Source organism: Vibrio cyclitrophicus (genome assembly GCF_024347435.1).
GTDB lineage: Bacteria > Pseudomonadota > Gammaproteobacteria > Enterobacterales > Vibrionaceae > Vibrio > Vibrio cyclitrophicus.
Genome location: NZ_AP025480.1, coordinates 3387381 through 3408341, shown reverse-complemented (window position 1 = coordinate 3408341; position 20961 = coordinate 3387381). Strand labels below are relative to the sequence as shown.

Below are 20961 nucleotides of genomic sequence, written 5' to 3'. Positions count from 1 at the left end.
AATGATCCACATTATTACAGGCAGTACCTTAGGTGGTGCTGAGTACGTTGGCGATCACCTTAATGATCTTCTTGAAGAGCAAGGTCAAGAGATAACCCTTCATAACCAGCCGGAATACGATGACATTCCCCAACAAGGCTTCTGGTTGTTAGTGACTTCAACTCATGGTGCTGGCGAGTTTCCAGATAATATTAAGCCGTTTATCGACGCATTGACCCAGCAATCACCAGATTTAAGTCAGATTCGCTTTGCTGTCGTAGCGCTTGGGGATTCAAGTTACGATACCTTCTGTTTGGCGGGAAAATCAGTCCACAGCTTGCTGAAAGAGCTCGGTGCCCACCCTATTTCTGACTGTTTTACCATCGATGTACTGGAAACTCCGGTACCTGAAGACGCTGCAGAAGCATGGTTTAACGATCATAGTGACCAGTTTTAAACTCTCCTATATCCCAAAAAGCGGCTTATGCCGCTTTTTTTGCCTCTGAATATCGTGATTGTGAATAACTTTTTCCAAAAAAATTAAAAACTATCCATTTATTTTCAATTTCTTCTGTGGATAAGATCATACATATACGGTGATTAACCTATAGTTATCCAAATAACAAGTTTTAGACTAATTTCACCCTGTGAATAAGTAGCCATTTTGATCCCAGCTAATCCTCATCATGATCAAAGTTAGATCACATAGTTTGATCCAAAAAAGATCCATGATCTTGTTGATCATTTTTGACTTATCCACAGACACCCTCGATCCTAATAATAGATCTAATAAAAGATCTCTTTAAAGATCTTATCTATATTAATTAAAAACTGCTTTTTCGAAAAATTCCAAAAACGTTTTCTCAAGCTATGAAAACAGGTAGAATATCGCTCCTTTTTATCTGTCTAGAAAACATTTGAATACCTGAGGTTGGTTCATGCTTTATCACGAAAAATTTGACGTCATCGTTGTTGGTGGTGGCCATGCAGGAACGGAAGCCGCACTCGCATCTGCACGTACTGGTCAAAGTACGTTATTACTTACTCATAATATCGATACGTTAGGACAAATGTCTTGCAACCCAGCTATTGGCGGGATCGGTAAGGGCCATTTGGTTAAAGAGGTCGATGCAATGGGTGGATTAATGGCGCAAGCTATTGATCATGCAGGTATTCAGTTCAGAACATTGAACGCATCAAAAGGCCCTGCAGTTCGTGCGACTCGTGCACAAGCTGACCGCGCACTTTACAAAGCTTTTGTTCGAAATGCTCTTGAAAACACACCAAACCTAACTTTGTTCCAACAATCGGTTGATGATTTGATCGTTGAACAAGATCAAGTGGTCGGTGTGGTGACGCAGATGGGCCTTAAGTTCCGCGCTGATGCTGTGGTACTGACTGTTGGCACCTTCCTAGGCGGAAAGATCCATATTGGTATGGAAAGTTCTTCTGGTGGTCGAGCCGGTGATCCACCATCGATCGCACTTGCTGACCGTCTTCGTGATCTTCCATTCCGAGTTGATCGCCTGAAAACAGGTACACCCCCTCGTATCGATGCGCGTAGCGTTGATTTTTCTGAGCTTGAGGTTCAGCACGGTGATAACCCGACGCCTGTTTTCTCGTTCATGGGTAGCCGAACTCAACAGCCTCGTCAAATTCCATGTTACATCACGCATACCAATGAAAATACGCATGACGTTATTCGCGCTAACCTAGATCGCAGCCCAATGTACGCGGGTGTGATTGAAGGTATTGGCCCTCGCTACTGTCCTTCGATTGAAGACAAAGTGATGCGTTTTGCTGATAAGAACAGTCACCAAATTTTTATCGAACCTGAGGGTCTAACGACTCATGAGCTATACCCGAATGGTATCTCTACCAGTCTACCGTTTGATGTACAGGTTCAAATTGTTCGTTCGATGAAGGGCTTTGAAAATGCTCATATCGTTCGCCCTGGCTATGCGATTGAGTACGATTTCTTTGATCCTCGCGACCTTAAGCTGACTTACGAAACTAAGTTTATTAAAGGTCTATTCTTTGCGGGTCAAATCAACGGTACCACTGGCTACGAAGAAGCAGCTGCACAAGGCTTGATGGCAGGTCTCAATGCAAGTTTGTTTACTCAAGGCAAAGAAGGCTGGAGCCCGCGTCGCGATCAAGCTTACATGGGCGTTCTTATCGATGACTTATCGACGATGGGCACCAAAGAACCTTACCGTATGTTTACGTCTCGCGCGGAATACCGTTTGCTCCTTCGTGAAGACAACGCTGATATCCGTTTGACGGAAAAATCACGTGAACTTGGCTTGGTGGATGACGCTCGTTGGGCTCGATTCAATGAGAAAGTAGAAAACATGGAGAAAGAGCGTCAACGTCTGAAAGAAACGTGGATTAATCCTAAATCTGAAGATATTGATCAACTGAACCAAATTCTTAAAACACCAATGTCTCGTGAAGCGAGCGGTGAAGATCTTCTTCGTCGCCCTGAAATGACTTATTCACAGCTAACTGCATTGGATCGTTTTGGTCCGGCACTGGAAGATCAACAAGCGTCTGAGCAAGTTGAGATCCAAGTAAAGTACGATGGTTATATCCAGCGTCAACAAGATGAAATTGAAAAATCACTGCGTCATGAAAACACCAAACTGCCGGCTGACATCGACTACAGCAAGGTAAAAGGGCTTTCTAATGAAGTGGTTCTAAAACTAACTACCGCTAAACCTGACTCGATCGGTATTGCATCGCGTATCTCTGGTATTACACCTGCTGCAATCTCGATTTTGTTGGTTTATCTGAAAAAGCATGGCCTGTTGAAAAAAGGTGAGGAAGCATAATGAGCGTATTGCGCGAAAAACTGGATCACCTGATTGGCCAGACTGAACTTGAAGTATCGGAAAAACAACGTAGCCAATTAGTGGGCTACGTTGAGTTACTCAATAAATGGAACAAGGCCTATAATTTAACGTCTGTTCGTGACCCGCAAGAAATGATGGTGAAACATATCTTAGATAGCATCATTGTTAGCACTCACTTACAAGGCAAGCGCTTTATTGATGTCGGTACCGGCCCTGGTCTTCCTGGGATTCCGCTCTCAATCATGAACCCTGACCGTGAGTTTTACTTGTTAGATAGCTTAGGTAAGCGTATTCGTTTCATCAAGCAGGTGATTCATGAGCTGGGTATCGACAACGTAGTACCGGTTCAAAGTCGCGTTGAAGAATTTCAACCTGAAGAAAAGTTTGATGCAGTGCTCAGTCGTGCGTTTGCGTCAATGACAGACATGGTAGAGTGGTGTCACCATTTACCTAAAGAGCAATCCGGTGTATTTTTGGCTCTTAAAGGACAACATCCTAGAGACGAAATTGATCTGTTACCTGAATGGTGTTCAGTGACAGACATTAAAGCTTTGCAAGTACCAGAGCTTGATGGAGAGCGTCATCTAGTTACTTTATCGCGTCAGGGATAATCAGCGAGGCCATAGTGGGTAAAATAGTAGCAATTGCCAACCAGAAAGGTGGCGTAGGAAAAACAACAACTTGCATTAATTTGGCAGCATCAATGGCGGCAACAAAACGCAAGATATTGGTTGTTGACCTCGATCCTCAAGGTAATGCCACTATGGCGAGCGGTGTCGACAAGTATCAGGTTGAAGCAACTGCTTACGATTTGTTGGTTGAAGACACCCCATTTGATGAGGTAGTTTGTCGGAGTACATCTGGCAATTATGACCTCATCGCCGCAAACGGTGATGTGACTGCGGCAGAAATCAAATTAATGGAAGTGTTTGCTCGTGAAGTTCGTCTTAAGAACGCGCTCGCATCAGTTCGCGATAACTATGATTTCATCTTTATCGATTGCCCACCTTCTTTAAACCTGCTTACAATCAATGCGATGGCTGCGGCTGATTCCGTATTGGTTCCGATGCAATGTGAATATTTTGCATTGGAAGGTTTGACTGCGTTGATGGATACCATCAGTAAACTCGCTGCGGTAGTAAACGAGAATCTTAAGATCGAAGGTCTTCTACGTACTATGTACGATCCTCGTAACCGCTTATCGAACGAAGTATCTGATCAACTCAAAAAACATTTTGGTAGCAAAGTCTACCGAACTGTTATCCCTAGAAATGTGCGTCTGGCAGAAGCGCCTAGTCATGGCAAGCCAGCAATGTACTACGACAAATATTCCGCAGGAGCGAAGGCATATCTTGCTCTTGCAGGCGAAATGTTGCGTCGTGAAGAAGTCCCAGTATAGGTCTAACCAAAGGAATTCGCTCAATGTCTAAGCGCGGTTTAGGAAAGGGGCTAGATGCATTGCTTGCAACTAGCTCTCTGGCTCGTGAAAAACAACAAGTAGCTTCTCATAGTCAAGCGTTATCGGCTGATGGTGAGCTCATCGAACTTGCTGTCGGTTGCTTAAAGCCAGGTGTATATCAACCGCGTAAGGATATTGCGCCGGAAGCGCTAGAAGAGTTAGCGGTATCTATCCAATCTCAAGGCATTATCCAACCGATCGTTGTACGCCCTTTAGCGCACGACCAATTTGAGATTATTGCTGGTGAACGTCGTTGGAGAGCGGCTCGTCAAGCTGGTCTTAAACAAGTTCCATGCTTGATCAAGAGAGTAGAAGACAAGGCCGCGATTGCGATGGCATTGATCGAGAACATTCAACGTGAAGATCTGAATGTTATCGAAGAATCACAAGCGCTAGAGCGCTTGCAGAACGAGTTTTCACTGACACATCAGCAGGTCGCCGATGTGATTGGTAAATCCAGAGCTACCGTTAGTAACTTATTACGTCTAAATCAGCTCGAAAATGAAGTAAAAGGTTTAGTTTCCAGTAAACAACTAGAAATGGGGCATGCTAGAGCACTGCTTGCGCTTGAAGGTGTTACCCAGGTTGAGGCAGCGAATACTGCAGCAACCAAAAAAATGACCGTGCGTCAAACTGAGCAACTTGTCAAAAAGTGCTTAAAACCAGACGTTGAAGCTGAATCGAAGCCCGAAGACACTGAGGCCATCGAACTTTCACGAAGACTCACGGAAAAATTGCAAGCAAACGTTTCAGTTACTCGTTCTGTTAGCGGTAAGTCAAAAGTGACAATTACTCTTGATGAGCCTCACAAATTAGAGCAACTTATTGCTAAACTAGAGTACTAAATGAGATAATTGATTTAGGTCAATTATGAAATAAACAAGTAATTTCTTACAAAAGTTGTCGGTTTGTATACAGAAATGTAAATGATTGCTGCATTCTTATTGCAATCAATTTGGCTGAACGTATAATTTTCGCCAATTTCTCAGCACGCTTTTAAGCGAGTGGTAAAGTGGGCTTAAAGAGGAACGAATACATGGTAGCGGCGTTAGCAAGACCAGGACGAGTGCTTGCAAAGCAAATGTTATTGATCGAGCTTAGCGCGGTTATATTAGTGGCGATAGGGTTAGGTTTAGCTGTTAATCCTGATTGGGGTTTTGCTGCATTGGTTGGTGGCGGTATTTTTGTCATCGCGAATGTGGTTTTTTGTGTGTGTGCTTTCCTATTTTGTGGAGCTCGCGCAACTAAGTTAGTTGCGGCGTCGTTTTACGCAGGCGAAGCACTAAAGATCCTTATCACAGTTCTACTATTCTCTATTGTCTACATGTATATGCAGGTGGAATTAATTCCCCTCAAACTGACCTATTTACTGGTTCTAGGTATTAATATCTTTGCGCCAGTGCTTTTCATTAACAATAAAAAATAGGATGAGTTATGGCTGCGCCAACAGCATCCGGATACATTGAACACCATTTACAAAACCTTTCTTTAGCTAAGTTTGGTCTTGTAGAGGAGACAAGTTTCTGGAACGTACATATAGACAGTCTGTTTTTTTCGGTGTTGACAGGGATGTTATTCCTTTGGGTTTTTCGCTCAGTCGCTAAGAAAGCAACAGTAGGTGTACCTGGTAAGCTTCAGTGTTTTGTTGAAATGGTAGTGGAATTCGTTGGCGACAACGTTAAAGAAACTTTCCATGGTCGCAACCCTCTGATTGCCCCACTAGCACTGACTATATTCTGCTGGATTATCATTATGAACTTGATGGACTTAGTGCCTATCGATTTCTTACCATATCCTGCAGAGCATTGGCTAGGTATCCCTTACTTGAAAGTGGTTCCTACAGCTGATGTAAATATAACCATGGCAATGGCTTTGGGTGTTTTTGCTCTGATGATCTACTACAGCATCAAAGTGAAAGGCCTAGGCGGATTTGCTAAAGAATTGGCACTGCATCCATTTAATCACCCAATCATGATCCCATTTAACTTGGTACTTGAGGTAATTTCGTTATTAGCGAAGCCACTATCTCTAGGTATGCGTTTATTTGGTAATATGTTTGCGGGTGAGGTGGTGTTTATTCTTATCGCGGCAATGCTACCGTGGTACTTACAATGGGTAGGTGCACTACCTTGGGCTATCTTCCATATCTTAGTTATATTGATTCAAGCGTTTGTTTTCATGATGTTGACAATCGTTTACTTATCAATGGCTCATGAAGATAGTGATCACTAAAAAATTTTTAAGCTTTATTCTAACTATTAATGTTAATCGGAGAACGTAAATGGAAACTGTACTAAGTTTTTCAGCAATCGCTGTTGCTATTATTGTTGGTCTTTGTGCCGTAGGTACTGCAATTGGTTTTGCTATTCTTGGTGGTAAATTCCTAGAAGGCGCTGCGCGTCAACCTGAAATGGCTCCAATGCTACAAGTTAAGATGTTCATCATCGCTGGTCTACTGGATGCTGTTCCAATGATCGGTATCGTAATCGCACTACTATTCACGTTTGCTAACCCATTTGTTGGTCAACTAGCAGGCTAATTAACTCTTTAATAGTTAATTAAATTTTTGTAGTTGATTCTTAACGAGGGGTAGCTGTTGTGAATATGAACGCAACTCTGCTAGGTCAAGCAATTGCTTTTTCACTGTTTGTTTGGTTCTGCATGAAATATGTATGGCCACCAATCATGCAAGCAATTGAAGAACGTCAGAAAAAAATTGCTGACGGTCTTGTAGCCGCTGAACGCGCTGCTAAAGACTTGAACCTGGCACAAGCCAACGCTTCTGAGCAAATGAAAGAAGCAAAGCGCACTGCAACTGAGGTTATTGATCAGGCAAACAAACGTAAAGCTCAAATTATTGATGAAGCACGCGAAGAAGCTCAGGCAGAACGCCAGAAAATCTTAGCGCAAGCTGAAGCAGAAATTGAAGCAGAGCGTACACGTGCCCGTGATGACCTGCGCAAACAAGTCGCAACTCTGGCTATAGCTGGTGCTGAGAAAATCCTTGAGCGTACAATCGATAAAGATGTACACGATGATCTTCTTAACAACATTACTGCAAAACTTTAAAGCAAGGGGCTGTATATGTCTGATTTGACTACAATCGCACGCCCCTATGCTAAAGCAGCGTTTGACTTTGCGGTAGATAAAGGTGAGCTAGACCAATGGGGTCAAATGCTTACTTTTGCTGCCGAAGTGGCACAAAATGATGATGTTCACAATTTATTAAGCGGTTCTATGACTGCTGAAAAATTAGCTGAAGTATTCATTGTAATTTGTGGCGAACAATTTGATGAATTCGGCCAGAACTTAATTAAAGTGATGGCAGAGAATGGCCGCTTAATGGCTTTTCCTGATGTTTGTAAAGAGTTCTTTATACTCAAAAAAGAGTATGAGAAAGAGATCGACGTTGAAGTTACTTCAGCTGTTGAACTTTCTGAAGAACAACGCACAAGCATTATCAGCAAATTGGAACTGCGCCTTGCGCGCAAAGTTCAGCTGAATTGCAGTATAGATGAGACTCTACTTAGTGGAGTTATTATTCGAGCCGGAGACCTAGTCATCGATAACTCAGCGCGCAGTCGTTTAGACCGCCTGAGCGATGCATTGCAGTCTTAATGGGGATTGGAGCATGCAACTTAATTCCACTGAAATTAGCGATCTAATTAAACAACGTATTGAATCTTTCGACGTTGTTAGTGAAGCTCGCAATGAAGGTACTATCGTTTCTGTAAGCGATGGCATCCTTAGCATCCACGGCCTAGCGGACGTGATGCAAGGTGAAATGATCGAACTACCGGGTGGCCGTTACGCTCTAGCACTGAACTTGAACCGTGATTCGGTTGGTGCTGTTGTAATGGGCCCGTATGCTGACCTACAGGAAGGCATGAAAGTTACAGGTACTGGTCGTATTCTAGAAGTACCAGTAGGTCCTGAAATGCTTGGTCGTGTTGTAAACACGCTAGGTGAGCCAATTGATGGTAAAGGTCCAATCGAAGCTAAATTGACTTCGCCTGTAGAAATTATCGCACCAGGTGTAATCGACCGTAAATCGGTAGATCAACCTGTTCAAACTGGTTACAAGTCTGTTGACTCAATGATCCCTATCGGTCGTGGTCAACGTGAACTAGTAATCGGTGACCGTCAGACTGGTAAAACAGCAATGGCGATCGATGCGATTATTAACCAAAAAGATTCTGGTATTTTCTCTATCTACGTAGCTATCGGCCAAAAAGCGTCGACTATTGCTAACGTAGTTCGCAAACTAGAAGAGCACGGCGCACTAGCAAACACTGTTGTTGTTGTTGCATCGGCTTCTGAATCTGCAGCGCTGCAATACCTTGCACCGTATGCTGGTTGTGCGATGGGCGAATACTTCCGTGATCGCGGTGAAGATGCACTGATTGTTTATGATGACCTATCTAAGCAAGCTGTAGCTTACCGTCAAATCTCGCTACTACTTAAGCGTCCACCAGGTCGTGAAGCGTTCCCAGGTGATGTTTTCTACCTTCACTCTCGTCTACTAGAGCGTGCTGCTCGTGTAAGCGAAGCATACGTAGAAAAATTCACTAACGGTGAAGTGACAGGCAAGACTGGTTCTTTAACTGCTCTTCCTATCATCGAAACGCAAGCTGGTGACGTATCTGCATTCGTACCAACGAACGTAATCTCGATTACTGATGGTCAGATCTTCCTACAAACTGAGCTATTCAACGCCGGCGTACGTCCAGCTGTTGACCCAGGTATCTCAGTTTCTCGTGTAGGTGGTTCGGCGCAGACTAAAATCATCAAGAAGCTATCTGGCGGTATCCGTACTGCTCTAGCTCAATACCGTGAACTTGCTGCATTTGCACAATTCTCATCGGATCTTGATGAAGCGACTAAGAAGCAACTAGACCACGGTCAAAAAGTTACAGAACTGATGAAGCAGAAGCAATACGCTCCTATGTCTGTATTTGACCAAGCTCTAGTAATCTTCGCTGCAGAGCGTGGATACCTTCAAGATGTTGAACTGTCAAAAGTTCTAGATTTTGAAGCTGCTTTACTGTCGTTTGCTCGTGGTCAATATGCCGATCTAGCAACACAGATCGACACAACGGGTGCTTTCAATAAAGAAATCGAAGCTGAGCTGAAGAAGCTTGTTGACGATTTCAAGGCAACCCAGACCTGGTAATTGGTAGGTGGTCTTAGGGCCACCTCATACCATTAACGGAGAGTAACGATGGCCGGCGCAAAAGAGATACGTAATAAAATCGGTAGTGTTAAAAGCACACAGAAGATTACGAAAGCAATGGAAATGGTAGCAGCTTCAAAAATGCGTCGTTCTCAAGACGCAATGGAAGCTACTCGTCCATATGCAGAAACAATGCGTAAAGTGATCGGTCATTTGGCTAATGGTAGCCTCGAGTATAAGCATCCTTATCTTGAGGAACGTGAAGCCAAACGTGTTGGTTACATCATCGTTTCTACAGACCGTGGTCTTTGTGGTGGTTTGAACATTAACTTGTTCAAGAAAGCCATGAACGACATGAAGGATTGGTCTGAGAAAGGTGCTGATGTAGAGCTTGCAATTGTAGGTTCTAAAGCAACAGCATTTTTCAACAACAGCGGCGCGAAAGTAGCAGCTCAAGTTTCTGGTCTGGGCGATCGTCCAAGCCTTGAAGACTTGATTGGCTCTGTAAGCGTTATGCTGAAGAAATATGATGAAGGCGAATTAGATCGCCTGTTCGTAGTGTTCAACAAGTTTGAAAACACTATGGTTCAAGAACCAACGATCGATCAATTACTTCCTTTGCCTAAATCAGATAGCGAAGAAATGAAACGCAGTCATTCTTGGGACTACATTTATGAGCCCGAGCCAAAACCACTACTAGATGCACTATTGGTTCGTTATGTCGAATCTCAAGTGTACCAAGGTGTGGTCGAGAATCTTGCTTGTGAGCAAGCAGCTCGAATGATTGCTATGAAATCAGCAACAGATAACGCTGGTGACATTATTGATGACTTAGAACTTGTGTATAACAAAGCCCGTCAATCGGCGATTACACAAGAACTTTCTGAGATCGTTTCAGGCGCAGCTGCGGTTTAAGCTTAGGTAAAACTAAATAGTTAGAGGATTAACGATGGCTACAGGTAAGATCGTACAGATCATCGGTGCGGTAGTCGACGTAGAGTTCCCACAGGGCGAAGTACCTCGTGTATACGATGCTCTGAATGTTAATGAAGTGAAAGAACGTCTAGTTCTTGAAGTTCAGCAACAACTTGGCGGTGGCGTAGTTCGCGCAATCGTAATGGGTAGCTCTGATGGTTTACGTCGTGGTTTGACAGTTGAAAATACTGGCGCTCCAATCTCAGTACCAGTAGGTACTAAGACATTGGGTCGTATCATGAATGTCCTAGGTGACGCGATTGATGAGTGTGGCGAGATTGGTGCTGAAGAGCATTACGCCATTCACCGTGAAGCTCCAAGCTACGAAGAGCAGTCTAACGAGACAGCTCTTCTAGAAACTGGTGTTAAAGTAATCGACTTGATTTGTCCATTCGCTAAGGGTGGTAAAATCGGTCTATTCGGTGGTGCTGGTGTAGGTAAGACCGTTAACATGATGGAACTTATCAACAACATCGCACTTCAACACTCAGGCCTATCTGTATTTGCAGGTGTAGGTGAGCGTACTCGTGAAGGTAACGATTTCTACTTTGAAATGCAGGAAGCAGGTGTTGTAAACATCGAAAAACCTGAAGAATCAAAAGTAGCGATGGTTTACGGTCAGATGAACGAGCCACCAGGTAACCGTCTACGTGTTGCACTGACTGGTCTAACAATGGCAGAGCGCTTCCGTGACGAAGGTCGTGACGTTCTACTGTTCGTTGATAACATCTACCGTTACACACTAGCAGGTACTGAAGTATCAGCACTTCTAGGTCGTATGCCTTCTGCGGTAGGTTACCAACCTACACTAGCTGAAGAAATGGGTGTTCTGCAAGAGCGTATCACGTCAACTAAAGCTGGTTCTATCACGTCTGTACAGGCGGTATATGTACCTGCGGATGACTTGACTGACCCGTCTCCAGCAACAACGTTCGCTCACTTGGATGCAACGGTAGTACTTAACCGTAATATCGCATCTATGGGTCTATACCCAGCGATCGACCCGCTAGATTCTACTTCACGTCAACTGGATCCATTGGTAGTTGGACAAGAGCACTACGACATCGCTCGTGGCGTTCAGTCTACACTTCAGCGCTATAAAGAGCTGAAAGATATCATTGCTATCCTAGGTATGGACGAGCTATCTGAAGAAGATAAGCAAGTTGTATCTCGTGCTCGTAAGATTGAGAAGTTCCTAACTCAGCCTTACCACGTAGCGGAAGTATTTACAGGTGACCCAGGCGTTTACGTACCTCTTAAAGAGACTCTACGTGGCTTCCAAGGTCTTCTATCTGGTGAATACGATGACATTCCAGAGCAAGCGTTCATGTACTGTGGTGCAATTGACGAAGCTATCGAGAATGCTAAGAAGCTATAAGGCTAACTAGGAGGCGATATGGCAGCAATAACCTTTCATCTAGACGTTGTAAGTGCAGAGAAACAACTTTTCTCTGGTCTTGTTGAAACGTTTCAGGTGACCGGTAGTGAAGGTGAACTTGGTATTTTCCATGGTCACACTCCACTGCTGACCGCTATCAAGCCTGGTATGGTGCGTATTGTTAAGCAGCACGGCCACGAAGAAATCATTTATGTTTCTGGTGGTATGGTAGAAGTTCAACCTGGTACAGCGACTGTACTGGCTGATACTGCTATCCGTGGTGAAGAACTAGACGCAGCAAAGGCGGAAGAAGCTAAGCGCAAGGCTGTGGAGAATATCCAAAATCAGCATGGCGACATGGACTTCGCACAAGCGGCCGGTGAACTGGCTAAAGCCATTGCTCAGTTACGAGTTATCGAACTGACGAAGCAGCGCCGTTAATCTTTTATAAGATTATTGGTTCTGAGATAAAGGCGACCTACGGGTCGCCTTTTTGCATTTTTGATACATCGAAATTGTTCAGTTTTACGTATTAATAATGGTTTAGTGTGATTGAGATTTAATTTATAGGCCCAAAACGGTTACAATATCGGCTTAATAAAAATAATGTTGGATAGGTTTACAATGAAGTTTAGCGCAGTGATTCTCGCAGCGGGCAAAGGCACTCGCATGTATTCAAACACACCAAAGGTTCTGCATACGCTTGCGGGCAAGCCAATGGTGAAACATGTGATCGACACTTGTAATGGGCTAGGCGCTCAAAACATCAACTTGGTTTACGGCCACGGTGGTGATCAGATGAAAGCTGTTTTAGCTGAAGAGTCTGTTAACTGGGCACTACAAGCTGAGCAGTTAGGTACTGGTCATGCGGTTGATCAAGCATCTGCGCACTTCGCGGATGATGAAAAAGTACTTGTGCTATACGGCGACGTGCCTCTCATCTCTCCAGAAACCATTGAAAATCTATTAGACGCTCAACCCAACGGTGGTATTGCATTGTTAACGGTCGTGTTGGACAACCCAATGGGCTACGGTCGTATTATTCGTCGTAACGGTCCTGTTGTCGCTATCGTTGAGCAAAAAGACGCTACGGATGAGCAGAAGCTTATCAAAGAGATCAATACTGGCGTTATGGTTGCTACTGGTGGCGATCTGAAACGTTGGTTGTCAGGCCTAAGCAACGATAACGCACAAGGTGAATACTACCTGACTGACGTTATTGCTGCAGCTCACGATGAAGGTCGTGCCGTTGAAGCAGTACACCCGGTAAGCCCTATTGAAGTGGAAGGCGTGAACGACCGCTCTCAACTGGCTCGTTTAGAGCGCGCTTACCAAGCTGAGCAGGCTGATAAGCTATTGAAGCAAGGCGTAATGTTACGCGACCCAAGCCGTTTCGATTTGCGTGGTGAACTGCAGTGCGGTATGGATGTTGAGATTGATACTAACGTTATCATCGAAGGCAGCGTAAGTATCGGCGACAACGTGGTTATCGGTACGGGTTGTGTATTGAAAGACTGTGAGATTGATGACAACACCATCGTTCGTCCATACAGCGTAATTGAAGGTGCAACGGTCGGTGAAGACTGTACGGTTGGTCCTTTCACTCGTCTACGCCCTGGTGCTGACATGCGTAATAACTCGCACGTTGGTAACTTTGTAGAAGTGAAGAACACTCGCCTTGGTGAAGGTTCTAAAGCGAACCACTTAACGTACCTAGGCGATGCTGAAATTGGTCAGCGTGTAAACGTAGGTGCGGGTGCAATTACTTGTAACTACGATGGTGCTAATAAGTTTAAGACTATCATCGGCGACGACGTATTTGTTGGCTCAGACAGCCAATTAATCGCACCAGTTACTATTGGTAACGGCGCTACCGTTGGTGCTGGCTCTACAGTAACTCGTGATGTTGCTGAAAATGAATTAGTTATCAGCCGAGCTAAAGAGCGCAAGATCGCGAACTGGCAACGTCCGGTTAAGAAAAAATAGTCTCGTAATAAACATGATTATCTAGATATGAAAAAGAGCGAATAATATCGCTCTTTTTTTTGGGGATTGGATTAGAAACTAGTCTTGTTTCTCATCTGTCACCACTCGAGAGTTATCCGGTGTAGCGAAATGTTCAGATAGCTCTTTGTTTGAAATGATGTAGCCAACCCACAATGCACCTAAACAAATTACCACTGCGATACCTGTTGCGCTCAATGCTTGGCTAGCCATTGCTGCCACCAAGGCACTTGATAGGCCACTGATACTGATTTGCAGGCTGTTCTGTAAACCAGCCGCCGTTGCTGGGCTTTGCTTGGCACTTGATAGAGCACGGTTTACCACGATTGGGTAAAGTGCGCCATTTGCTACAGCAATCAAACAGAAAGGTGCTAGTAGAGGCCAGATTGATGTCAGTTCCCACTGTGATGCGATAAAGATAAGCATCGCCGCTACGCTGAACAAGCCGATAAGGTTTCTTAGTACCACACCATCACCGTACTTCTTCACTGCTTGCTTACCGAAATAACCACCAGCCATGAATGCAATTGTCTGTGGAATGAAGCTAAGGCCTATATCTTTTGCTTCATAACCCAGTTGAGCCATGATCTCTGGCATACCCGTTAGATAAGCGAAGAACGCAGCTGACGCCGATGCAAACATCAATACGTTGCCCATGTATGGCTTTGAATGAAGCAGTGCTTTGATGTCGGTTTTGATCGATGTTTGTTTTACTTCTGGCGCTTCTTTTGGTTGAGCCATGGTCGTTGCGATCAATAATGCGCCCATTAGCGTCAATGTGATAAAGATACTGTGCCAACCAAAACTGTCTGCTAGCAACACACCTAACTGAGGTGCTAGTGCAGGAGATAGCGCTACCAAAGGCATGATAGTCGCAAAAATTTGCTGGCTACTGCTTTGCGAGTAACGCTTGATAACCATTGCTTGCCAGATTACCGCTGGGGCACATACACCGATTGCTTGAATGAATCGTAGTGTCAGTAGGTGCCATACCTCGGTGCTGAATGCTAAGCCGAATGACGCTGCAGTAAAGATAACAAGACCAACCGCCAGTGTATTTCGGTGGCCATACTTGTCACTCGCTAGACCCCAAAGAAGTTGACCCATTGCCATACCGCCAAGGAACACTGTTAGAGACAGTGCGATTTGTTCTGGACCAGTTGCGAAATCAATCTCCATTGCCTTAAATGCAGGGAGGTACATATCAGTCGCGATAAAACCAAGCATTGAGAGAACTGCAAGATAGACCAATTGAAATTTAGAAATATTCATAAGATGCCATTAAACTAAAGGTAGTGATGTTTTTATCATCAAAAAAATTGTTTGATATACAGAGGTTAAAGTCCCTGTTTGTTTATGCTGACATTCTATTTTTCAGAACTGATAAAATAAAACGCTAAAATATATGGTTATCAATCAAAAAATTTGAAGGCTTATGTTCTCTAAATCCTCTTTAGAAATGCTCGATACGGTTGCTCGCTTAGGCAGTTTTACTGCGGCTGCAGAGCAATTACACAAAGTACCATCAGCGATCAGCTATGGTGTTCGGCAAGTCGAGCAAGAACTGGATGTTCTACTTTTCAGACGTTTACCGAGAAAGGTAGAGCTGACACCAGCAGGTGAGTTGTTCATTGAAGAGGCACGTGCGCTACTGAGACAGATGGAGGAGATCAGTGCCCAGACTCGCCGAGCGGCACGTGGTTGGAAGAAAACCTTGCGCCTAACGCTCGATAACGTGGTTAAGCTCGATAAGATGAAGCCGATGATTGAAGAGTTTTATCAAACCTTTGAGTTCGCTGAGCTGCAGATCAACATGGAAGTGTTTAATGGTTCTTGGGAAGCCATTGCACAGGGCAGGGCGGATGTCGTCATTGGAGCCACTTCGGCGATTCCGGTCGGTGGCGACTTCGAAGTAAAGGATATGGGGCGTTTAGATTGGGCATTTGTGATGTCGCCAAGTCACCCATGCGTCCGTGAGCAAAACCTTAATGAAGCGTTTGTTAGCCAATACCCAGCAATATGTTTGGATGATACTTCTAGTGTACTGCCTAAGCGACACACAGGACACTTTTCGAATCAAAGGCGACTGTTGTTACCTAACTGGTATAGTGCGATTGAATGTCTAAAAAATGGCGTTGGTGTAGGTTACATGCCAAGGCACATTGCCGCGCCTATTATCGAGCAAGGCTTGCTGGTGGAGAAAATACTGCCAGAACCAAGCCCGCAGAGTCATTGCTGTTTGGTGTGGCGAAAAGACGATAACCATAAATTGATCGAATGGATGGTGAAGTACTTAGGATCGAGTGAGCAACTTCATCAAGATTGGTTGGATCATCGAAAGGCGATCTAATAACTCTTTATAAGATGATCTTTTTCAAGCTTGAGCTGAATATTCACCAATAAAAAGAGCGAGTAAAAACTCGCTCTTTTTGGTTCGATAGCTTAATTCTTAAGACAAGAAGAACTTGTAAGAAGGGTTATCGGTTTCATCTTTACACTGATAACCAAGCTCTCGTAAATGTGTTGAGAACTGAGCTAAATCATCATCGCCAAGTTCGAAGCCACACAATACGCGACCATAATCGGCACCGTGGTTACGATAGTTGAACAGGCTGATGTTCCAATGGGTACCTAAGGTATCAAGGAACTTAATCAAGGCACCTGGGTATTCCGGAAACTCAAAGCTGTATAGGCGTTCTTTCAATGGCTTCGATGGTTTGCCGCCAATCATGTAGCGAATGTGCAGTTTTGCCATCTCATCATCAGAAAGGTCGACGACTGGATAGCCGCCCTCACGTAGGTCATTGATGATGTGCTCGAGCTCTTCTTGACCACCTTGCAGTCGTACACCAACGAAGATATTCGCTAGGCTTTCGTCGTTGTGGCGGTAGTTAAACTCCGTCACCGCTCGGCCGCCAATAATATTGCAGAACTCTAGGAATGCCCCTTGTCGCTCAGGGATAGTCACCGCAAGCAAACCTTCGCGCTTCTCACCTAACTCACAACGTTCAGACACATAGCGCAGACCGTGGAAGTTGGTGTTAGCACCAGACAGTACCGTCGCCAGTTGCTTGCCTTGCAGTTGGTTCTGCTCAGCAAACTTTTTCAAGCCAGCCAGAGCAAGTGCTCCCGAAGGTTCGGCAATCGCACGGGTGTCTTCAAAGATGTCTTTAACCGCAGAACAGATCTCATCACTAGAAACCGCAACATGGCCATCGATGTACTGCTGGCAAAGCCGGAAGGTTTCTTCGCCAATACGTTTAACCGCAACGCCATCTGCAAACATGCTGACTTGATCCAGGACCACAGGCTCGCCTGCATCCAGCGCTGCCTTCAAGCAAGACGAGTCTTCCGGTTCAACCGCAATGACTTTAATCTCTGGCATCAGCTGCTTGATTAACACAGCAACACCAGCCGCTAAGCCACCGCCACCAACAGGCACAAAGATATAATCCATGTGGCCGTTTTGCTGCAGCATCTCCATACCCATCGTACCTTGCCCAGCAATCACCAATGGGTGATCGAAAGGAGGAACAAAAGTGTAGCCATGTTTAGCCGAAAGGCGTTCCGCTTCCGCTTTCGCTTCATCAAAGTTACTGCCGTGCAGAACAACATTACCGCCAAATCCACGTACCGCATCAACCTTGATGTCTGGTGTGGTTTTTGGCATCACAATCGTGGTCTGAATACCCAATTTAGAACCCGACAGTGCCATGCCTTGAGCGTGGTTACCAGCCGATGCCGCAATCACACCAGCGGATTTCTGTTGCTCATTGAGGCTTGATACCATGTTGTAGGCACCACGCAACTTGAACGAGTGCACAGGTTGGCGATCTTCGCGTTTTAGCTGAACCAGGTTACCAATTCGAGCACTTAAACGTGGCATATCCTGTAGAGGTGTCACAATCGCCGCTTCGTAAACTGGCGCTCTCAGGATCTGACGCAGATAATCTGCGCCAGTTTGTTTCTGGGGACTGGAGGCGTCATCACTCATAGTTAGCCCTCTAACTTAGACTTATCACGTACAGCGCCTTTGTCAGCACTGGTTGCCATGCTTGCGTAAGCTTTCAATGCGAAAGACACTTCACGTTGACGGTTTTCTGGTTTCCAGCCTAGTGCATCTTGCTTAACACGACGTGCTTCTAGTTCTTCTTCAGGAACATCAAGCGTGATTGAGCGGCTAGGGATATCGATAGTGATGATATCGCCTGTGTTCACTAGACTAATTACACCACCGCTTGCGGCTTCTGGAGAGGCGTGACCGATAGACAGACCTGATGTACCACCAGAGAAACGTCCGTCAGTTAATAGTGCACAAGACTTACCTAGACCCATAGATTTTAGGTAAGTGGTAGGGTAGAGCATCTCTTGCATGCCCGGACCACCTTTAGGACCTTCGTAGCGAATAACAACCACTTCGCCTGCTTTTACTTTACCCGCTAAGATACCGTCTACTGCCGTATCTTGGCTTTCGAATACGATTGCAGGGCCTTGGAATTTAAGGTTTTCTTCATCAACACCCGCGGTTTTAACGATACAACCATCAACGGCGATATTACCCGAAAGTACCGCTAGGCCACCTTCTTGGCTGAATGCGTTCTCTTTGGTACGAATACAACCTTCTTTGCGGTCGTCATCAAGACGATCCCAACGACAATCTTGTGAGAAAGCTTTGGTGGTACGGATGCCCGCAGGGCCAGCGCGGAAGAATTTAAGTACGGCTTCGTCTTCTGTCTGCATGATGTCGTATTGAGCAAGTTGTTCTTGCATGCTTAGACCAAGAACGGTGCGAGTTTGGTTGTTCAATAGACCTGCACGATCAAGCTCACCTAGGATAGCCATTACGCCACCAGCACGGTGCACGTCTTCCATGTGGTATTTAGGTGTTGAAGGAGCAACCTTACATAGGTGTGGAACGCGGCGAGACATCTCGTCGATATCACCCATATCAAAATCAATCTCACCTTCTTGAGCTGCCGCTAAAAGGTGAAGTACTGTGTTACTTGAACCACCCATCGCGATATCTAGCGCCATTGCATTATCAAAGGCTGCGCGGTTAGCAATGTTGCGTGGCAGTGCTGATTCGTCATCTTGCTCGTAGTAACGCTTAGTTAGGTCAACGATGCGTTTACCAGCATTGATGAATAGCTCTTCACGGTCAGCGTGCGTTGCTAGCATAGAACCGTTACCTGGCTGAGAGAGGCCAAGCGCTTCTGTCAGACAGTTCATTGAGTTAGCCGTGAACATGCCTGAACATGAGCCACATGTTGGACATGCAGAACGTTCTACTTGCTCACTTTGCGCATCAGAAATGGTTGGATCGGCACCCTGAATCATCGCATCAACAAGGTCTAGCTTGATGATTTGATCTGAAAGCTTGGTTTTACCGGCTTCCATTGGGCCGCCAGAAACAAAGATTACAGGGATGTTGAGGCGCATTGCAGCCATCATCATTCCCGGAGTGATTTTGTCACAGTTAGAGATACACACCATCGCATCTGCACAGTGCGCATTCACCATGTACTCTACTGAGTCTGCGATAAGCTCACGTGATGGCAGTGAGTACAGCATGCCGCCGTGACCCATTGCGATACCATCATCCACAGCGATGGTGTTGAATTCTTTAGCGATACCGCCCGCTTTCTCGATTTCACCCGCAACCAGTTGACCCATATCTTTAAGGTGAACGTGGCCTGGTACGAATTGAGTGAACGAGTTTACAACCGCGATGATTGGCTTACCGAAGTCATCATCTTTAACGCCAGTTGCACGCCATAAAGCGCGCGCACCAGCCATGTTGCGTCCGTGGGTAGTCGTTGCTGAACGATAGATTGGCATTGCTTAAATCCTTATAAAATATTTGGCTGTTGCTTACTTAGTTGTTTGCGTTTGGTTTTCTGACGCGTGGTCTGCTGGGTAAACATAATCTAACCAGCCCCACTTATCTTCAGTCGTGCCATTGAATAAACCAAAGTAAGCCGCTTGAACTTTTTCAGTGATAGGACCGCGTTTGCCTTCACCTACTGTAATTTTGTCTACGCTGCGAACCGGAACGATTTCTGCTGCTGTACCTGTCATGAAGACTTCGTCAGCAAGGTACAGGGCTTCACGAGCAATGTTCTCTTCACGGATTTCATAACCCATGTCTTTTGCTAGTGTCATGATCGAGTCACGAGTGATACCCGGCAGAATCGCGCTGGTTGCTGGTGGTGTAGAGAGAATGCCGTTACGAATAACAAAAATGTTCTCGCCTGCACCCTCTGAAAGATAACCATCAACACTCAGAGCAATACCTTCATCGTAACCATGACGACGCGCTTCACCACCAACTAGCAATGAAGATAGGTAGTTACCACCAGCCTTTGCTGAGGTTGGGATTGTATTTGGTGCTGCACGGTTCCAGCTTGAGATCATCGCATCTACGCCATTTTCTAGCGCTTCTTCACCAAGGTAAGAACCCCATGGGAAAGCGGCGATGATCAGATCCATTTCTGTATTTTCAGGAGGGCAAACACCTAAACCAACGTTACCCACAAAGCCTAGAGGGCGGATGTACGCTGACTCTAGCTTATTTTGGCGTAGCGTTTCGCGAGTCGCTTCCATTATTTCTTCCTCAGTAAAAGGAATTGGGAAGCGGTAGATTTTCGCTGAGTCTTTTAGGCGTCTTGCATGCTCTGGGTGACGGAAGATAACCGGACCCTTTGGCGTGTTATAGCAACGAACGCCTTCAAATACAGAAGTACCGTAGTGCATTGCGTGAGTAAGAACGTGAACGTTCGCCTCTGCCCAAGGAACCATTTCACCGTTAAACCAAATATAGTCTGCTGTTTTAGCTGTCATGTTTGCGGTTCCTTATGCGCTTATCTTTTGTTGTAAGTTGTTGTTTGGCAATTCATTACGGCTGATAGAGATAACGTCAACGGTACGCACATCCCACAGCTTTTCTATTTGATTAACCAAGAATGAAATCGGACGGTCACTGTCAACAATGATCTCAACGCTTGCCACTTTGCTTTCTTGGTTTTGGGTTCCTGCCACTTGTTTAACGATGAAACCACGGTGACGGATAACACGAAGAACACGTTCTAGTAGTACTGGTTTATCATCGGCTTTGATGTCTAGTAAGTATCTTTTCATG

At 45.1% G+C, this 20961-nt stretch carries 21 protein-coding genes; 16 read left to right on the top strand and 5 right to left on the bottom strand.

Annotated elements, in window-relative coordinates:
• The first annotated feature begins 1 nt into the window (after position 1).
• The 15 genes from mioC (at position 2) to glmU (ending at position 13805) form a co-directional block, all read left to right on the top strand.
• Positions 2–436 (top strand): FMN-binding protein MioC, encoded by a 435-nt coding sequence (mioC, locus tag OCW38_RS15015; RefSeq protein ID WP_010433198.1) that lies wholly within the window; start codon positions 2–4, stop codon positions 434–436.
• Positions 437–917: 481 nt separating this feature from the next.
• Positions 918–2813, top strand: coding sequence for a tRNA uridine-5-carboxymethylaminomethyl(34) synthesis enzyme MnmG (gene mnmG, locus OCW38_RS15010; RefSeq protein ID WP_010433200.1), 1896 nt, complete (start codon positions 918–920; stop codon positions 2811–2813).
• A complete protein-coding gene (gene rsmG / locus OCW38_RS15005; protein ID WP_016767540.1) occupies positions 2813–3445 on the top strand; it encodes a 16S rRNA (guanine(527)-N(7))-methyltransferase RsmG in 633 nt (210 codons plus the stop codon). Before mnmG ends, rsmG begins: the two co-directional genes overlap by 1 nt.
• 14 nt (positions 3446–3459) lie before the next feature.
• Positions 3460–4233 carry a ParA family protein gene (locus tag OCW38_RS15000; RefSeq protein ID WP_010433205.1) on the top strand — a complete coding sequence of 258 codons (774 nt, stop codon included), beginning with the start codon at positions 3460–3462 and terminating at the stop codon, positions 4231–4233.
• 23 nt (positions 4234–4256) lie between these two features.
• On the top strand, positions 4257–5138 hold the full coding sequence (locus tag OCW38_RS14995) for a ParB/RepB/Spo0J family partition protein (RefSeq protein ID WP_010433208.1): 882 nt from the start codon (positions 4257–4259) through the stop codon (positions 5136–5138).
• A gap of 191 nt (positions 5139–5329) precedes the next feature.
• Positions 5330–5719, top strand: a complete 390-nt coding sequence (locus tag OCW38_RS14990) for a F0F1 ATP synthase subunit I (protein ID WP_010433210.1) — start codon at positions 5330–5332, stop codon at positions 5717–5719.
• Positions 5720–5727: 8 nt separating this feature from the next.
• The gene (atpB, locus tag OCW38_RS14985) at positions 5728–6525 is read left to right on the top strand and encodes a F0F1 ATP synthase subunit A (protein ID WP_009848124.1); all 798 of its coding nucleotides are present in this window, start codon (positions 5728–5730) and stop codon (positions 6523–6525) included.
• A 49-nt stretch (positions 6526–6574) separates the two neighbouring features.
• Positions 6575–6832, top strand: a complete 258-nt coding sequence (gene atpE / locus OCW38_RS14980) for a F0F1 ATP synthase subunit C (protein WP_004411110.1) — start codon at positions 6575–6577, stop codon at positions 6830–6832.
• A gap of 59 nt (positions 6833–6891) precedes the next feature.
• The gene (gene atpF, locus OCW38_RS14975) at positions 6892–7362 is read left to right on the top strand and encodes a F0F1 ATP synthase subunit B (protein WP_010433231.1); all 471 of its coding nucleotides are present in this window, start codon (positions 6892–6894) and stop codon (positions 7360–7362) included.
• Positions 7363–7377: 15 nt separating this feature from the next.
• Positions 7378–7911: a F0F1 ATP synthase subunit delta gene (gene atpH / locus OCW38_RS14970; protein ID WP_010433233.1), complete on the top strand. Its 534-nt coding sequence runs from the start codon at positions 7378–7380 to the stop codon at positions 7909–7911.
• Between the two features lie 13 nt (positions 7912–7924).
• Entirely contained in the window at positions 7925–9466 is a 1542-nt protein-coding gene (atpA, locus tag OCW38_RS14965) for a F0F1 ATP synthase subunit alpha (RefSeq protein ID WP_010433235.1), read from the top strand.
• Between the two features lie 48 nt (positions 9467–9514).
• Positions 9515–10381, top strand: coding sequence for a F0F1 ATP synthase subunit gamma (gene atpG / locus OCW38_RS14960; protein WP_009848120.1), 867 nt, complete (start codon positions 9515–9517; stop codon positions 10379–10381).
• Positions 10382–10415: 34 nt separating this feature from the next.
• Positions 10416–11819 carry a F0F1 ATP synthase subunit beta gene (gene atpD, locus OCW38_RS14955; protein WP_009848119.1) on the top strand — a complete coding sequence of 468 codons (1404 nt, stop codon included), beginning with the start codon at positions 10416–10418 and terminating at the stop codon, positions 11817–11819.
• A gap of 18 nt (positions 11820–11837) precedes the next feature.
• Positions 11838–12260, top strand: a complete 423-nt coding sequence (locus OCW38_RS14950) for a F0F1 ATP synthase subunit epsilon (RefSeq protein WP_010433239.1) — start codon at positions 11838–11840, stop codon at positions 12258–12260.
• 183 nt (positions 12261–12443) lie between these two features.
• Complete coding sequence (glmU, locus tag OCW38_RS14945; RefSeq protein WP_016797314.1) at positions 12444–13805, top strand: bifunctional UDP-N-acetylglucosamine diphosphorylase/glucosamine-1-phosphate N-acetyltransferase GlmU; 1362 nt, start codon at positions 12444–12446, stop codon at positions 13803–13805.
• 78 nt (positions 13806–13883) lie between these two features.
• Here the strand turns inward: glmU and punC are convergent, their stop codons facing one another.
• Entirely contained in the window at positions 13884–15095 is a 1212-nt protein-coding gene (punC, locus tag OCW38_RS14940) for a purine nucleoside transporter PunC (RefSeq protein WP_010433243.1), read from the bottom strand.
• 163 nt (positions 15096–15258) lie between these two features.
• On the opposite strand from punC, the gene punR reads away from it, so the two are divergent.
• A complete protein-coding gene (gene punR / locus OCW38_RS14935) occupies positions 15259–16173 on the top strand; it encodes a DNA-binding transcriptional activator PunR (protein WP_065100098.1) in 915 nt (304 codons plus the stop codon).
• Between the two features lie 99 nt (positions 16174–16272).
• Here punR and ilvA read toward each other — a convergent pair whose 3' ends face one another.
• Genes ilvA through ilvM form a run of 4 tightly spaced genes read right to left on the bottom strand, consistent with a single transcriptional unit; the run spans position 16273 to position 20960 of the window.
• The gene (gene ilvA / locus OCW38_RS14930) at positions 16273–17817 is read right to left on the bottom strand and encodes a threonine ammonia-lyase, biosynthetic (RefSeq protein WP_010433249.1); all 1545 of its coding nucleotides are present in this window, start codon (positions 17815–17817) and stop codon (positions 16273–16275) included.
• A gap of 2 nt (positions 17818–17819) precedes the next feature.
• Positions 17820–19661: a dihydroxy-acid dehydratase gene (gene ilvD / locus OCW38_RS14925; protein ID WP_261894708.1), complete on the bottom strand. Its 1842-nt coding sequence runs from the start codon at positions 19659–19661 to the stop codon at positions 17820–17822.
• Positions 19662–19694: 33 nt separating this feature from the next.
• Positions 19695–20663, bottom strand: a complete 969-nt coding sequence (locus tag OCW38_RS14920; protein ID WP_010433254.1) for a branched-chain amino acid transaminase — start codon at positions 20661–20663, stop codon at positions 19695–19697.
• A 12-nt stretch (positions 20664–20675) separates the two neighbouring features.
• Complete coding sequence (gene ilvM, locus OCW38_RS14915) at positions 20676–20960, bottom strand: acetolactate synthase 2 small subunit (RefSeq protein WP_010433257.1); 285 nt, start codon at positions 20958–20960, stop codon at positions 20676–20678.
• Between the last annotated feature and the right edge of the window lies 1 nt (position 20961).